The organism is Rhodococcus sp. NPDC057297 (assembly GCF_042667435.1).
Taxonomy (GTDB): Bacteria; Actinomycetota; Actinomycetes; order Mycobacteriales; family Mycobacteriaceae; genus Rhodococcoides.
On sequence record NZ_JBHUZE010000001.1, the window covers coordinates 113,708 to 128,496 of the forward strand.

The window sequence follows — 14,789 nt, forward strand, 5'->3', positions numbered from 1 at the left end:
GGCGCTGTCCGTTACCGAAATGAGATATCCCATCTTGGCGACGAACGGATTGCGACGCGACCCGATCGACTAATTGTGACCTTCCAGAATCGGAGGCTCCAAACCACATCGTTGTATTTCGTACTCGGGAACGCGATCGAACCGATATCCGGCGTAGAACAGCGACCGCTTGATGTTACGAACGAACAATTCCTTCGTCAGCGGGGCCCGGTACGACGCGATCAGCTCCTGCGTATCCGCGCAGGACAGTGCGACTCGCGCCTGCGTCACCCAGTCCTCGTCCATGTACCACGGCAGGTACGGGTGCTCGCCGACCATCCCGAGATCCGCGACGACCCAATCCGGGTACAAGTTCTTGTCGTGGCCGATGCGCCCGTTCTCCAACCTTTCGGTGTGCGACGCCAGCGGGTATGCAAGACCCATCTGATCGATCACGCGCACGTCGAGGCCGACGTTCATGCTGGTCATGCCCAGGTTGAGGAAGAACACCGTATGGCCGGCGCCGCCGGGAGGAATCGGCAGCGGTGGCGGCACGACGTCCCAGTAGGTGAATTGGGCGCTCGGCAGCAGCAGGCCACCGTCCGGGGTGTTGTCGATGGCTTCCACCATGGCGCGCATGCGCGGATAGTCCAGGTAGTCCGACGCCAGGATCGGATGCGCGTGACCGGTGTTGAGCGCGTAGAACGCACGCTCGTCGACTATGCCCGATCTTCCGACGATCGAGCCCTCGGGCATACCCGTCGTGTTCGCCGCGAAGAACGCCCAGACGACCGTCGTGACCCATACGAGACCTCCGACGGCGAAGACGGCCACCTGCCGGACGTCGGACACGCTCGTCGGGACTCGGAGCGGAATGACTGCGACCGGCAGGAGAAGCGTGAAGAGGGCGGGCAACAAGGTCCGTCCATGCATGAAGTCGCCGCCGACGCGCACTGCGTAGACCAGCGACAGCACGCCACCCACCAGAACGAACGCGACGACGGCCGTCGGGCTGCGGAGCCATTGCTGCGCGTCACGGACACTGCGCGGAACCGTCGGGCGCGACGCGGACACGACACCCGCGAGCACCAGAAGAATCAGTGGGAGCCACAACATGTACGGGCCGAGCAGGTTCCACAGGTAGTCGAAACCCTGCGCCCACTTGGCTCCGCCCGCATCCTTGGACACCGCGGTGTTGGGATACGGCAGACCGTAGTAGCCCATCCGCCAGATCTGGTACAGCACAGGCGTCGCACCCGCGACGGCGAAGACGAGGATGCGACTCGGCCAGCTCTGTCGAGCCAGGAAGATCATGACGAGCGACAAACCCGACAAGATCACCAGCTCCGGACGCACCAGCGGGCCGAGGCCGGCCCAGAACGCCAGGAACAGCACGCCCACGGTGCTCGTGTCCCGGGTCGCCCAGCGCACCATCAGCAACCACAGCACGGCGATCCAGAAGATCACCAGGCAGGTCTCGAGCCCGGACGTCGCGAAATCGCGTGCCGGAGGAACCGCGATGTAGACGAGCACCCCGGCCGGAAGGAACGCGGTGATGCCGGCGGTCCACCGACCGGCGCGATGCAGCGTGAACGTTCCGATCATGGCCACCGCGACGGCGGCAGTCGACAGGACGAGTGCGATCGTGAGCACCACGTACTCGAGGCGCACCTCGCTGAGCCAACTGCCCGCGTACACCAGGTAGGTCCAGATGGTGCTCGTGTTCGTCTCGACGCGTTCACCTGCGTTGAACACAGGCCCGTTGCCCGCCAACAGGTTGCGCACCGTGCGGAGGACGATCAACCCGTCGTCGGCGATCCAGCGCCGTTCCCAGGCACCGATGAAGAAGAGCACCGACGTCACGACGACGCCGACGGCGAAAATCGCCTTGCTCGTCAGGCCCCCGCGTGAAGCCTGCTGATCTACCTCAGCCGGCGACGTATACAGCGACACCGACTACTCCGATCCACGCAAGAGCCAGCACCTGCAGCACCCTGTCGCCGAGCGCGATCTCTTCGGGCTCACCGGCCTGCCCACCGTCGACGTCCACGGCGTAGCGCAGGATCGCGATCGTGAACGGAATCATCGAGATGGCGAACCAGTTCGAGTTCGTCTCGGCGTCTTGTTCGAAGGCCCACAATCCATAGCAAATCACGACTGCCGTGGCGGAGAGCGTCCAGACGAAGCGAAGGTAGGTGGTGGTGTAGTTCTCGAGGGATTTGCGGATCTTCGCGCCGGTGCTCTCGGCGAGCTGAAGCTCGGCGTAGCGCTTGCCTGCGGCCATGAACAGCGAACCGAACGCCATGATCAACAGGAACCACTGCGACAGCGGAATCGACGCGGCGACGCCACCGGCGATCGCGCGCAGCAGGAAGCCGGACGACACGATGCAGATGTCCAGCACGGCCTGATGCTTGAGGCCGAAGCAGTACGCCAGCTGGATCGCGATGTAGACGCCGATGACCAGCGCGAGCTTCCAGTTGGCGATGAACGAGAGGCCGATCGCACCGCCCAGGCACACCACAGCCATCGCGTACGCGAGGTTGACCGGAAGGACACCCGCGGCGATCGGACGGAAACGCTTGGTGGGGTGGGCCCGGTCGGCCTCGACGTCCATCGCATCGTTGACGAGGTAGACACCCGACGCCGCGAGGCAGAACACGACGAACGCCAGCGCGACCGGCGCCAGCACGTCGGCCTGCGTCACCGAACCAGCGGCGAGCGGCGCCGCGAGAACGAGAACGTTCTTGACCCACTGACGTGGACGAAGCGCCTTGATCACACCGTCGAGCAGATTCTTCGGTGGCGCTCCGACGGCGGTGGCTTCCTCGCTCATTTGTCTCCTTCGAACTTGCACACTGCGGCTGCAGACAAAGCGCCGAGCGCAGATCCTGCAAGAACATCTGTGGGGTAATGCACGCCGAGCACCAGCCGCGACAGCAACATCGGCGGTACCAGGACCGCAGGCAAGGGTAGCCCCGTCAACCGACCGAGCAACACGGCGGCTGCTGTGGTCGACGTGGCGTGCGAGGACGGGAAGCTGAGCTTGCTCGGTGTCGACACGTTGATCTTCACCGACGGATCGTTGGGACGAGGGCGCCTGATGACACGCTTGACGACTATCGACGCGGCGTGCGCGCCGACTGCTCCGACGGCCACTCCGGCCCACTGCCTGCGCCGGCCCGGGTCGGCGACGGCACCGATGCCGGCAACAGCCACCCAGCCGAGGGCGTGCTCGCCGAAGTGGGACATGCCCCTCGCGACCGACACCACGCCGGGCTGTGCACCGATCGTCGACTGGATCGCCGACAGGATGCGTACCTCGGCGGCGGATTCGGTCTGGTTCTTACGCCTCGTAACGAAAGACACGTTCCCAGGTTTCCTTACTGGTGAGGTGAGGGACGGCGTCGCGGTAGCGACCCTTCAGTTCGGGGAACCGGCGCGACAGCTCGGCTCGCAGCGACATCGCTTCCTTCAGCAGCGCTGCTGCCTTGTCTCGGTCGCGCTGGCGGTAGACGACCCCTCGCCCGTCGGCGGTGGTGACGGTGACGCCGTCCACCTGCGACAGCAGGAACCAGCGAGCGTCGAGCGTCGGGACATTGAGCTGCGGCCGCTCGTGGTGCCGCTCGTGGGCGGGCCGGACATTGTGCAGCAGTCCCGATGCGAGGCGCTTGACCTTCGCGAGCGGATTCTTCGGCTCGCCGACGGCTCCGACTTCCTCACCGGATGCGTGCGGTAGTTCCGTCGAGGATCCGACGACGACGGCGTCGGGATAGGTCTTGCGCAGGGCGTGCACTTCGCCGAGCGACGTCGGAAGGATGTCGAGAATGTGCTCGGGTCCGGCGAGGAAGTCGCGGATCGCCTTGTTCTGGATCGCGACCGTCGAGTACTCCAGGCACAGCAGGTGCTTGACGGTGGCCTTGACGGTGTCGACCACGATGCCGCGTCCGTTGCCCGGAGCGTGCAGCGCGGCGACCACCAGACGGTTACGGAGGTGGAAGTACGCCTGCCAGTCGATGGCGTCGTCCTTGTCGCTCCACGCCATGTGCCAGATCGCGGCACCCGGCAAGGTAACTGTCGGGTATCCGGCTTCCCGTGCGCGCAAACCGTATTCGGCGTCGTCCCACTTGATGAACAGCGGCAGCGGTTGGCCGATCTCCTCGGCGACGACGCGCGGGATCATGCACATCCACCAGCCGTTGTAATCGACGTCGATGCGGCGATGCAGCAGCTTCGACGAGCGCAGCGGGTCTTCGGAGAAATCGTGGTCGTACTCCACGTTCTGAGCGCCGGTCCACATGAAGTTGCCGCGATTGATCACTTCACCCATGACGTGCAGGTGGCTGCGCGCCTGCAGGTTCAGCATCTGACCGCCGACCAGGGTGGGAACCTTGGCGAAACGCGACATCGCGAGCGCACGCAGGATCGAGTCCGGCTCGATCTCGATGTCGTCGTCCATGAACAGAATGTGCTGCGCCGACGTGTTCTTCAGCGCCTCGTACATGATGCGGCTGTATCCGCCGGAGCCGCCGAGGTTCGCTTGATCGTGGACCGCCAACTTGCCGCCGAGACCGGCTGCGGCCTCGGCGAACCCGGGCTCGTCCTTGGCTTTGCGGGTGCCCTGGTCCGGCATGATGACGGCCTCGACGACGTCGAGGACCAGCGGGTCCGAGCCAAGCGCGACAAGGGCTTTCACCGCGTCGGTGGGCCGGTTGAACGTCGGGATGCCGACGGCGACGCTCGCCTCCCCCGGCGCGTCGATCGGCGCGTACCAGCCGGCGCTCTCGAGGACGACCTCGGAGTCGGAAGTGATGTCGAACCAGATCCAGCCACCGTCCTCGAAGGGACCGAGGTCGATCTCGAATTCCTGCGCCGCATCGCTCGGGGTCACTTCGCGGCCTTCGACGTGAATGCGCGACGCATCGGCCTTCGACCGGTAGACGTCGACTCGGCAGTGCCCGGAAACCTCGACACGCAGCACGACGGACTTCAGGATGCTGTAGCGACGCCAGTAGCTCGCCGGGAACGCATTGAAGTACGTCGCGAAGGACACCTCGGACTCCGCACCGATGGCGACGGACGTACGCGAGACCGAGTGTGCCCGTCGGGCATTGGTTTTGGCTTCTTCGAGGTACAGGGTTCGTACGTCGAGCGGCTCCCCGGACCGCGGCAGCAGAATCCGCTGCAGCAGTGATTTACCGAGAACAGGTGCTACGTCGGCGATTCCGTCGTCGAGCAGATGTTTGGCCGTCATTTGTCCCCCGCCAGCGACGCACCGGTCTCGAAATGCGGTGCGAGCGTGTTGTCGTACAGGTTCAGCGCACTGGCGATGGCCATGTGCATGTCCAGGTATTGGTAGGTGCCGAGCCGGCCTCCGAACAGCACCTTGTTCGACGCGGTTTCGGCCTTGGCGCGATTCCGGTACGCCTCGAGCTTCTGCCGGTCGTCGGGGGTGTTGATGGGGTAGTACGGCTCGTCGCCGCTCTCGGCGAACCGAGAGAACTCGCGCATGATGACCGTCTTGTCGGCCGGGTACTCCCGCTCGGGGTGGAAGTGACGGAACTCGTGGATGCGGGTGTAACCAACGTCGCCGTCGTTGTAGTTCATCACCGGCGTGCCCTGGAAGTCACCCGTCGGCAGCACCTCTGTCTCGAAATCGAGTGTGCGCCAACCCAGTTCGCCCTCCGAGTAGTCGAAGTACGCATCCAACGGGCCGGTGTAGACGATCGGCGCGTCCGGGCTTTCCTTCGTCAGTTCCTCGCGGACGTCGAACCAATCGGTGTTCAGACGAACCTCGATGAGGTCACTGGCCGCCATGTTCTCGAGCCACGCGGTGTACCCGTCCACAGGAAGGCCCTCGTAGGTGTCGTTGAAGTAGCGATTGTCGAAGTTGTAACGCACCGGCAGGCGCGTGATGTTGCCCGCGGGCAGATTCTTCGGATCGGTCTGCCACTGCTTCGCCGTGTAGTCACGGATGAACGCCTCGTACAGAGGGCGGCCGATCAGCGAGATGGCCTTCTCCTCGAGGTTCTGCGCATCCTTCGCGTCGAACTCGCTGGACTGCTCCTCGATGAGAGCTCGAGCCTCCGCCGGCGAGTAGTACTTGCCGAAGAACTGAGAAATAAGGCCCAGCCCCATCGGGAACTGGTACGACTGACCCTTGTGCATCGCGAACACACGGTGCTGATAGCTGGTGAACTCCGTGAACTTGTTGACGTACTCCCACACACGCTTGTTCGAGGTGTGGAACAAGTGGGCACCGTACTTGTGGATCTCGATACCCGTCTCCGGCTCCGCCTCCGAATAGGCATTACCGCCCAGGTGGTGGCGACGATCCAACACGAGCACGCGCTTGCCCAGCTGGGACGCTGCACGCTCCGCCACGGTCAGGCCGAAGAACCCCGATCCGACGACGATCAGGTCGAATCGGCCGGTCACGGATGCATCGGATGAGGTGGGCTCAGGGCTTACAGCAGTCACGGGCAACCAGGGTATCCGACAGCCGAGCATTCACTTCCCATGGTCACTCCTGCAGGCTCCGCTCCCGACTTCCCATGGTCACTCCTGCAGGCTCCGCTCCCGACTTCCTATGGTCACTCCTGCAGGCTCCGCTCCCGGCCTCCCATGGTCACTCCCGAAAGACCCCGCAGGTACTCGTCAGCGCCGAGCACGCAGTACGTAGATATCCATCACCCAGCCGTGTCGAGCCTTCAGCTCGGCCCGGATCGACACGATCTCGTCGACCACGTCGTCGAGAACGCCCGCCACCAACTTTTCATCTTCCGTTCCCAGGTTGGCACCCCAGTAGATGTCCCACGGCCGCGATCCGACCAGCTCCCGGCAGGCCAGGCCGCCGTCGAGCATCACGACGAGGTTGTCCGCCCCCGCCGCGACGTCCTTCTGCAAGGCCCGGCCGGTGGTGATCACGATCGGTCCACCGATGCGGTTCAGCACGATGCGATGCGACGCCGCCAGCATCGACACACTGCTCACACCTGGCGTGACGTCGAACTCCACGCCCAATTGCTCGACGACACGAATAGTGCTGTCGTAGAGCGACGGGTCACCCCACACCAGAAAACCCACGACAGTGTCCGACGGCAGGCCGTCCAGGACCTCCCGGTACGCGTGCGCCCGGGCCTCGTGCCAGTCGGTCACCGCCGTGCCGTAGTCACTCGGCGTTCGATCCCGCGCCGGGTCCGGCACCTGAACGACCCGGTAGTCCCCCGTCACATGGCGCCGCAGAATCTCCGTCCGCGCCTCCGCCAGATCGCCGACTCCGTCGCCCTTGTCGGCAACGAGAAAGACATCCACCTGCTGGAGCTTCTCGATCGCCTGCACCGTCACCTGATCCGGATGCCCGCCACCGACACCGACGAGATGGACCTTCATGTCCTGGCTCGGTTCACGTCGTACAAATGAGACTCCACAGCAAGCCTCTCGGGTCGTTCCGCAGGCTCCACTCCTGGCCTTTCGGGTCGTTCCGCAGGCTCCACTCCTGGCCTTTCGGGTCGTTCCGCAGGCTCCACTCCTGGCCTTTCGGGTCGTTCCCGTCCGGGAGTACGGCCGAGGGCCGGGCCGACCAGAATCACCGCTGCTTGTTTCAGACCTGCGGCGTCGACCTGATCCGCGATGTCGGCGAGGGTGCCCGTCAACGTCAACTGGTCCGGCTTGCTGGCGTGGAAGACGACGGCGGCCGGGCAGTCGGCACCGTAGTACCCCGCCAGCTCGTCGGCGAGCTGCCTCGTGCGCGTGATCCCCAGATGCAGCGCGAGCGTCGATCCGGTCGCTGCGAACGCGGCCAGCTTCTCGCCGTCGGGCATCGCCGTCGAACGGGCGTGAGCTCGAGTCAGCACCACCGACTGCGCTATCTCCGGGACCGTGAGCTCGACGCGCAACTCGGCCGCAGCAGCCGCGTACGCGGGCACACCCGGCGTGACGTCCCACGGAACACCCGCTTCGTCGAGACGCGCGGACTGCTCGGCGAGCGCCGAGTAGAGAGATGGATCACCCGAGCACAGCCGTGCGACGTCTTCCCCGCGCTCGTGCGCGCCGACGAGTTCCGCAGTGATCCGATCCAGGTCGAGCTTCGCGGTATCGACTTTCCGGGCGCCCGGAGGGCAATGGTCCAGAATCGCGTCATCTATGTAGGTACCTGCATAAACGCATACCGGGCTGGTGCGCAGATGCTCGACGGCTCGCAGCGTCAGCAGATCTGCTGCGCCCGGTCCCGCACCGATGAAGTGAACAGTCACGGAACAAACCTATGCCGACGCGCCGCGGGCCGGTCAATCCATGAGCTGGCTAACTCTCAAGCTAAGGTTTAGCCTTGTGTCGGATGAGGTTGATGTGACTCCTGTGACAGAAGAGTAGTCAACCTCGAAGCAATTCGCAAGCCTGTTCGAATCGTGTCGGACAGGCACGCACCAACAACCAGGGAGTACCGCCTTGCACCGTCGAACGAAGCCGTCGATCGTTCTCGGCGCTGTCGCCTTGCTGGCCGTCGCGAGTCCCGTGGCGGTCTACAGCATTTCCGGCGACTCCGCGTCCACCGATGTTCGATCGGCAAACGAGACCACCCCTGTGACCGTGCCGACCAAGATCGTCGAAACAGCACTGACTGCGGCACCGGACATCGTCATTCCTCTGCAGGAATTGACGGGTCTGCCGTTGCCCGACCTGCGCCTGTCCGATCTGAAGTACCTGCCGCTTCCGGACAACATCACCATCCCGCCGATCCAGATTCCCGAAATCCCCGGCATCACCGTGCCGTCCCCGACGAGCCCGTCGGCTCAGGCGCCGGTGCCGGGCCGCAACGACGTCGCGGCCCCGATCGCCCCGCCTGCTTCTCCCCCGGCCGGCGACGACCCGGGCGCCCCGCTCGGAGCGGTCGTGAAGGAACTGCGTCAGGACGATCCGTTCAGCATGGTCGCGTTGACGTCGACCGCCGTGGACGGTGCCGTCGCGCAGGTTCGTCGCCAGCTCGACGACGGGTCCTGGGGCCCGTGGATCGCAACCGAGCCGATCGACACCGCAGCCAGCGACGTGGCGGCCGAGCCGGACAAGAAGGGCACCGAGCCCATCTTCGTCGGAGCCACGAAAGCCGTTCAGCTTCTCCTGACACCGCCCGCCACTCCGGCAGCGCCGGCACCCGAAGCGGCACCTGCCCCAGCACCTGCTGCGGCCCCCGCACCGGAGCAGGAGCTGGGATACACCCCGGCGTCGGTCTCGAAGCCGCTGCGCCAGCAAGAGACCCCGGTGGCAGATGCGCTGGCCGACATCAGCGCCGTACTGATCCAACCCGGCAGCTCCCCCGCCGACTCTGCACTCTCCGACATCGCGACTCCAGTCGCAGGCAACGCAGGACCGAAGGTCATTTCGCGGTCGCAGTGGGGCGCCGACGAGTCGATTCGTTGCGCCACACCGACGTACGACGACTTCCTCGGCGGCGCGACGGTGCACCACACCGCGGGCAGCAACGACTACTCCAAGAACGAATCGGCCGAGATCGTGCGAGCCATCTACGCCTACCATGCACAGACGCTCGGCTGGTGCGACGTCGGCTACAACGTGCTCGTCGACAAGTACGGTCAGATCTTCGAAGGCCGCGCAGGTGGACTGGACCGTCCCGTCCAGGGCGCGCACGCCGGTGGCTTCAACGAGAACACCATGGGCATCGCGATGATGGGCGACTACTCCAGCGAAGCACCGTCGACCGAGACCCTCGATTCGGTGGGCAAGTTCCTCGGATGGCGTTTGGGCAAAGCAGGTCTCGACCCACACGGTGAAACGACGATGACGAGCGAAGGCACCAACTTCACGTTCGTCGGCAAGGGCCAGAGCGTCGACCTGCCGGTCATCTTCGCGCACCGCGACGTCGGCAACACCGCATGCCCCGGTGACGGTGCCTACGCCCGGATGGACGAAATCCGCGACATTGCCGCCGCCAACCTCGGAGGCGGCGGAAGCGTCGACACCGCCCCGGCACCGTCCGACAGCACGGACACCGAGGTCAACTCCGACTCGTCCGTACCCACCTCCGATGCGAGCAGCACGCTGGGAGAGAACATTCCAGGACTCGTCGACGAGTTGGTCCGTCTCGCCAGTTCCAACCCCATCGCCCAGAAGTGGCTGGCGTCCGGCGGCGAAACCGGCACCCTCGGTACACCCGTCAGTGGCCTCGTTCAGGTCAAGGGCGGCGGAGAGGCCGCCCAGTTCGCCAACGGCTCGATCTTCACTTCCCTTGCCGGCCAGGCTGTTGCAGTGATCGGAAAGATCTTCGAACAGTTCATGGCACTCGGCGGAGAGAACGGCGAACTCGGCTTGCCGACCACCGACGAGTACCGCGTCCCCGAGGGTCTGCGCACCGACTTCGAAAACGGTTCACTGATCTTCAACGAGCTCACCGGCATCGTCACCACGGTCATCAAGACCTACAACGACACCTACGAGCAGCAGATGCAGAACCCCGTCGCAGCCCCGATCGAGCCGGCCCCGGCCCCGGAGCCCGCACCGGTCCCGTAAATCACCACCCACAGTCGAGCGGCGATTCCGATCCACGAATCGCCGCTCGACTAGTCTCCGCCCCTCCCCCACCGACCCCACCGATGACCGACCCCACCGATGACCGAATGAACCGATGACCGAATGAACCGTTCGGTCACTTGAAGTGACTGAACGCCACGTTCGCTCCCGTCCGGGGGGCGACACCCGCATTCGTACGCGCCCGATGCAATGGATTGCCCGATACTTCGACGAATAGCGGAAGTCCGCCGATTTCGGAAGTATCGGGCAATTCATCTCACTGCGCATGCACCGGCGCCGCTCAGCTACCTGCCTTCCGGCAGCAGCGTCGACGCGATCGTCGTCAGAGCCTTGACTGCCGATGTGGCGTCGAGCTGGCACTGAGCTTGTACAACAGCACCATCGATCGCCACTGCGAGCGCTTGTGCCGCGCGGGTTCGGTTCGGGCCCTGCGGAAGTGTCGCTTTGATAGCCCCGACCATATCCGCCTTGTGGCGAGTGGCGATCTCGTGCACCTCCGGCAGTTCAGCCCCGATCTCGTTGACACTGTTGATGAAGGCGCATCCTCGGAAGGTATCCGAGGTCAGCCACTCCTCGACTGCCGAGACCACCACGGGCCTGCGACGGTTGCCTGCAGCGTAGCGGTCCAACGCGTCGACGAACCACTCCATCCAACGCCGATGCCGTAGGTCCAGGAACGCCAGGATCAGCGTGTCTTTGCTTGGGAAGTGGCGATAGAAGGTCACCTTTGTGACACCTGCCTCCGCGATCACTTTGTCCACACCGGTTGCTCGTATTCCTTCGCGGTAGAACAGCCGATACGCGGTGGCCAGTATGCGCTCCCGAGCGGGGAGGGCCGACACGTCGACCTGCGGATCAAGAGTCTGGGAGATGCTCACGTCGCAAGAGTAGACAAATCTGTCCACCGGCGCCACATGCATGTGGACAAGTCTGTCTACATGGCGTACGTTCTTGTCATGTAGACAGCGTTGTCTACATGGGCAGAGCACCTCGACCAACCCTTGAAGCAAAGGACGATCAATGACCGCAAATGTGGAAACCACCACGAAGCCACCGGTTCCGCCGTTCACCGACGAATCAGCGGTGCAGAAAGTCAGGCTGGCCGAAAATGCCTGGAACAGCCGAGATCCCGAGGTGGTTGCGCTGGCCTACTCGATCGACAGCGTCTGGCGGAATCGGTCCGTTTTCGTGACCGGCCGTGCGCAGATCGTCGAATTCCTGAGCGGTAAATGGAACCACGAGCACGAGTACCGCCTCATCAAGGAACTGTGGGCGCACAGTGACGACCGCATTGCCGTCCGCTTCGCCTATGAGTATCAGGATGATTCGCGTCAGTGGTTTCGAGCCTACGGCAACGAGAATTGGCTCTTCGACAAGGACGGCCTGATGACGCACCGCCACGCAAGCATCAACGACGTACCGATCGACGAAAGCGAGCGCAAGTTCTTCTGGGACCGGAATGCACCGCGACCGGCAGAGCATCCGAGCCTGTCCGACCTCGGCTTGTGACCACCTGATGCGCCGCGTTCCGCTCCGCCCGCGCACCAGCCAACCGTCGAGGCGAGGGCGACTGAATGAACCGTTCGATCACTTGGAGTGACCGAACGCCACGTTCGCTCCCGTCGGGGGGTCAAATCCGCATTCGTACACGCCCGATGCAATGGATTGCCCGATACTTCGACGAACAGCGGAAGTCCGCCGATTTCAGAAGTATCGGGCAATTCATCTCACTGCGCATTCACCGAGTGCACTTCACAGTGCGACGTCACGATGTCGACGGCACCGGTCAGCGATTGCCGTCATAATTTCTTCGGTTGGATTGGACAGCATCCATATTGTCCTGTGCCCAAGTTCTGAGGTGGCGGGCGGTGTGGTGGAGTGAAATGCCGAGTTCGGTCATGTCGTAGTCGACCGTGACGGGTACGGTCGGTGTGACCTTTCGGGTGATCAGCCCGTCTCGTTCCAGAGATCGCAGTGTCTGGGTAAGCATCTTCTCGCTGACTCCGGCGATGATGCGAGAAAGCTCCGAATATCGGAGAGCTGCCGGGTGTGCTGTGCCGTCCGGTCCATCGCCCCCGAGCGCGCACAGGACCAGCACAACCCATTTGTCGGAGAGCCGATCCAGCAATTGACGGCTCGGGCATGCCGCGAGCATTGCGTTGTAGGCGTTCTTGTCTCGGTCGCGCTTCTGGGCAGCAGTGGTAGTGGCCACGAGGATCTCATTTCACGTGCGGTGGGCTACGCACCCTCAGGTGCGTACTTCCCATCAGAGAGTTGCTCTCCAATACTGGATCACATGGGGGGCGAACGCTACCCCGCACCAGAAAGAAGGAAGGCAGACCGATGACTACGAACTCCACCACACTTCCCGGTGGCACCTGGAGCCTCGGCGACCGCGCTGTCACTCGCTTCGGTTATGGCGCCATGCAGCTCTCAGGTCCCTGGGTGATGGGACCTCCAGCCGATCGCCACGGTGCACTCGCAGTCCTACGTGAAGCAGTCGAGCAGGGCATCACTCACATCGATACCAGTGCGGCCTACGGCCCCCACGTCACCAATGAGCTGATCCGTGACGCGCTCAGCCCCTACCCTGACTCGGTTCTCATCGCCACCAAGGTCGGAGCGAACCGCGACAGTGCGGGCGGATGGCCCACCGCTCGCACGCCCGACGATCTCCGTAAGCAGGTCCACGAGAACCTCGTAGACCTGGGTGTGGATCGCCTCGATCTGGTGAACATGCGCATGGGCGACGCCGATGGGCCGCAGTCCGGTTCGATCGGAGAGGCCATGGAGACTCTCGCCGAACTCCAGCAGGAGGGACTGATCACCCATCTCGGGGTCAGCAATGTCACCGCAGACCAGGTGGCCGAGGCTCGGACGGTCACGCCGATCGTGTGTGTACAGAACATGTACAACCTCGCCAACCGATCGGACGACGCTCTGATCGATGACCTTGCCGCGGACGGCATTGCCTACGTTCCCTTCTTCCCCTTGGGTGGATTCACACCTCTGCAGGCTGACGCCCTGTCCTCTGTCGCAACAAGACTCGATTCAACACCGATGGGCGTCGCACTTGCCTGGTTACTACAGCGGTCGGACAACATTCTGCTCATCCCGGGTACGTCCAAAGTTGCGCACCTGACGGAGAACATCACCGGTGCCGCACTGACACTGTCCGATCAGGACGTCGCTGAACTCGACGGCATCAGCGGCTGATCGCGCCGGCCGCGGGCGGAAACTCCAGCGCCCGACGCGCCCACCTCCAGGTGGGGACGATGCCGGCGGTGATTGTGCGGGAGCGACGAGACCGGCCAGGCTCGGTGTCGCGGTAGCGCGAAGTCCCGAAGCCTGGGCGACGGAGGTCACCACCAGCGTTCGAGGACCCTTGCCACGCCGTCGTCGGCGTTGGTTGTGGTGATTTCGTCGGCCGCTGCAGCTGCTTCGGGGTGTGCGTTGCCCATTGCGACGCCCAGGCCGGCCATTCGAAGCATGGGGACGTCGTTGGGCATGTCGCCGAATGCGGCGATGTCGGCGGCGGGGACGCTCAAGCGTTCGGCGACGAGGGCGAGGCCCGATGCTTTGGTCACGCCGGGTGCGGAGAGTTCGATTAGTCCGTTGTCGGTGGAGAAGGTGATGTCGGCCCGGCCGTCGAGGAGAGGTGCCAAAGCGGAGACCATGTCCCCGCTGGACGCGCTGGAGAGCCGGATCAGCAGTTTCACGGCAGGGACGTCGATGACCTCCGCCAACGACACTTCGGTGTTGTCGGGGTTGAGCCATGCGTGTTCGTAGCCGGGCGAGCTGACGAACTGCGGTGTCGCAGCGTCGTGCGCTGTTTCGCCGACGCGTTCCGCGGCCAGCCCGCACCCGGGCAGGGCCTCGTACGCGAGATCCGCGAGCCAGCGCAGCGTCTCGCCCGTCAGAACCTCGGCGTCGATGATTCTGTCGGTGCCGGCGTCGTAGATCACGGCGCCGTTCGCGCAGACGCACATGGGCGCGAAGCCCAGTTGATCGACGACGGGTGGAATCCAGCGCGGCGGGCGACCCGTCGACAGCACGAACGGTGTGCCGTCCTCGACCATCGCCAGTACAGCGCGTCGGGTGCGCTCGGTGACCTTCTCGCGGTGGTCGAGGAGCGTTCCGTCGACATCACTGGCGACGAGGCGGGGTGCGCGGCTGGTGGTAGGCATCGAGGTCATTGTGCCTGAGATGGCTCCGGCAGTGCCCGCCGCTGGGTCCCTTAGACTTGCGAACCGACGAGGGAGGGA

Annotated in this window: 13 protein-coding genes; 3 read left to right on the plus strand and 10 right to left on the minus strand. The window is 64.3% G+C overall.

The annotated features are described in order from the left end of the window. Positions 1-69 precede the first annotated feature (69 nt). From zomB to ACFULT_RS00525, 7 genes are all read right to left on the minus strand, one after another. Positions 70-1,932: a flagellar motor control protein ZomB gene (zomB, locus tag ACFULT_RS00495; protein ID WP_037112559.1), complete on the minus strand. Its 1,863-nt coding sequence runs from the start codon at positions 1,930-1,932 to the stop codon at positions 70-72. Further along, positions 1,907-2,815 (minus strand): decaprenyl-phosphate phosphoribosyltransferase, encoded by a 909-nt coding sequence (locus ACFULT_RS00500; RefSeq protein ID WP_037112557.1) that lies wholly within the window; start codon positions 2,813-2,815, stop codon positions 1,907-1,909. Before ACFULT_RS00500 ends, zomB begins: the two co-directional genes overlap by 26 nt. Beyond that, on the minus strand, positions 2,812-3,348 hold the full coding sequence (locus ACFULT_RS00505) for a phosphatase PAP2 family protein (protein WP_052059503.1): 537 nt from the start codon (positions 3,346-3,348) through the stop codon (positions 2,812-2,814). The genes ACFULT_RS00500 and ACFULT_RS00505 overlap by 4 nt, the downstream gene beginning before the upstream one ends. Then, a complete protein-coding gene (locus tag ACFULT_RS00510) occupies positions 3,326-5,233 on the minus strand; it encodes a glycosyltransferase (RefSeq protein ID WP_378480331.1) in 1,908 nt (635 codons plus the stop codon). The genes ACFULT_RS00505 and ACFULT_RS00510 overlap by 23 nt, the downstream gene beginning before the upstream one ends. Continuing rightward, positions 5,230-6,489: a UDP-galactopyranose mutase gene (gene glf / locus ACFULT_RS00515; protein ID WP_371828887.1), complete on the minus strand. Its 1,260-nt coding sequence runs from the start codon at positions 6,487-6,489 to the stop codon at positions 5,230-5,232. Before glf ends, ACFULT_RS00510 begins: the two co-directional genes overlap by 4 nt. A gap of 147 nt (positions 6,490-6,636) precedes the next feature. Further along, the gene (gene cobF, locus ACFULT_RS00520) at positions 6,637-7,371 is read right to left on the minus strand and encodes a precorrin-6A synthase (deacetylating) (RefSeq protein WP_037112553.1); all 735 of its coding nucleotides are present in this window, start codon (positions 7,369-7,371) and stop codon (positions 6,637-6,639) included. Continuing rightward, on the minus strand, positions 7,368-8,234 hold the full coding sequence (locus tag ACFULT_RS00525; RefSeq protein WP_378480332.1) for a cobalt-precorrin-4/precorrin-4 C(11)-methyltransferase: 867 nt from the start codon (positions 8,232-8,234) through the stop codon (positions 7,368-7,370). The genes cobF and ACFULT_RS00525 overlap by 4 nt, the downstream gene beginning before the upstream one ends. Positions 8,235-8,427: 193 nt before the next feature. Between ACFULT_RS00525 and ACFULT_RS00530 the strand changes: the two genes are divergently transcribed. Continuing rightward, positions 8,428-10,503: an N-acetylmuramoyl-L-alanine amidase gene (locus ACFULT_RS00530; protein WP_378480333.1), complete on the plus strand. Its 2,076-nt coding sequence runs from the start codon at positions 8,428-8,430 to the stop codon at positions 10,501-10,503. 305 nt (positions 10,504-10,808) lie between these two features. Here ACFULT_RS00530 and ACFULT_RS00535 read toward each other — a convergent pair whose 3' ends face one another. After that, the gene (locus ACFULT_RS00535) at positions 10,809-11,402 is read right to left on the minus strand and encodes a TetR/AcrR family transcriptional regulator (RefSeq protein WP_378480334.1); all 594 of its coding nucleotides are present in this window, start codon (positions 11,400-11,402) and stop codon (positions 10,809-10,811) included. 142 nt (positions 11,403-11,544) lie between these two features. Between ACFULT_RS00535 and ACFULT_RS00540 the strand changes: the two genes are divergently transcribed. Beyond that, positions 11,545-12,033, plus strand: coding sequence for a nuclear transport factor 2 family protein (locus ACFULT_RS00540; RefSeq protein ID WP_033189346.1), 489 nt, complete (start codon positions 11,545-11,547; stop codon positions 12,031-12,033). Between the two features lie 277 nt (positions 12,034-12,310). Here the strand turns inward: ACFULT_RS00540 and ACFULT_RS00545 are convergent, their stop codons facing one another. After that, entirely contained in the window at positions 12,311-12,736 is a 426-nt protein-coding gene (locus ACFULT_RS00545) for a winged helix-turn-helix transcriptional regulator (protein ID WP_378480335.1), read from the minus strand. A 131-nt stretch (positions 12,737-12,867) separates the two neighbouring features. On the opposite strand from ACFULT_RS00545, the gene ACFULT_RS00550 reads away from it, so the two are divergent. Next, positions 12,868-13,740, plus strand: coding sequence for an aldo/keto reductase family oxidoreductase (locus ACFULT_RS00550; protein WP_378480336.1), 873 nt, complete (start codon positions 12,868-12,870; stop codon positions 13,738-13,740). A 146-nt stretch (positions 13,741-13,886) separates the two neighbouring features. On the opposite strand, the gene ACFULT_RS00555 is transcribed toward ACFULT_RS00550, so the two are convergent. Continuing rightward, complete coding sequence (locus tag ACFULT_RS00555) at positions 13,887-14,720, minus strand: HAD family hydrolase (RefSeq protein WP_378480337.1); 834 nt, start codon at positions 14,718-14,720, stop codon at positions 13,887-13,889. Positions 14,721-14,789: the final 69 nt, after the last annotated feature.

Bases quoted from the DNA above. Each gene is read 5' to 3' on its own strand.
- cobF (WP_037112553.1), bottom strand. From the start codon at position 7,371: ATGAAGGTCCATCTCGTCGGTGTCGGTGGCGGGCATCCGGATCAGGTG.
- ACFULT_RS00500 (WP_037112557.1), bottom strand. From the start codon at position 2,815: ATGAGCGAGGAAGCCACCGCCGTCGGAGCGCCACCGAAGAATCTGCTC.
- ACFULT_RS00550 (WP_378480336.1), top strand. From the start codon at position 12,868: ATGACTACGAACTCCACCACACTTCCCGGTGGCACCTGGAGCCTCGGC.
- glf (WP_371828887.1), bottom strand. From the start codon at position 6,489: ATGCTCGGCTGTCGGATACCCTGGTTGCCCGTGACTGCTGTAAGCCCT.
- ACFULT_RS00555 (WP_378480337.1), bottom strand. From the start codon at position 14,720: ATGACCTCGATGCCTACCACCAGCCGCGCACCCCGCCTCGTCGCCAGT.
- ACFULT_RS00510 (WP_378480331.1), bottom strand. From the start codon at position 5,233: ATGACGGCCAAACATCTGCTCGACGACGGAATCGCCGACGTAGCACCT.
- ACFULT_RS00540 (WP_033189346.1), top strand. From the start codon at position 11,545: ATGACCGCAAATGTGGAAACCACCACGAAGCCACCGGTTCCGCCGTTC.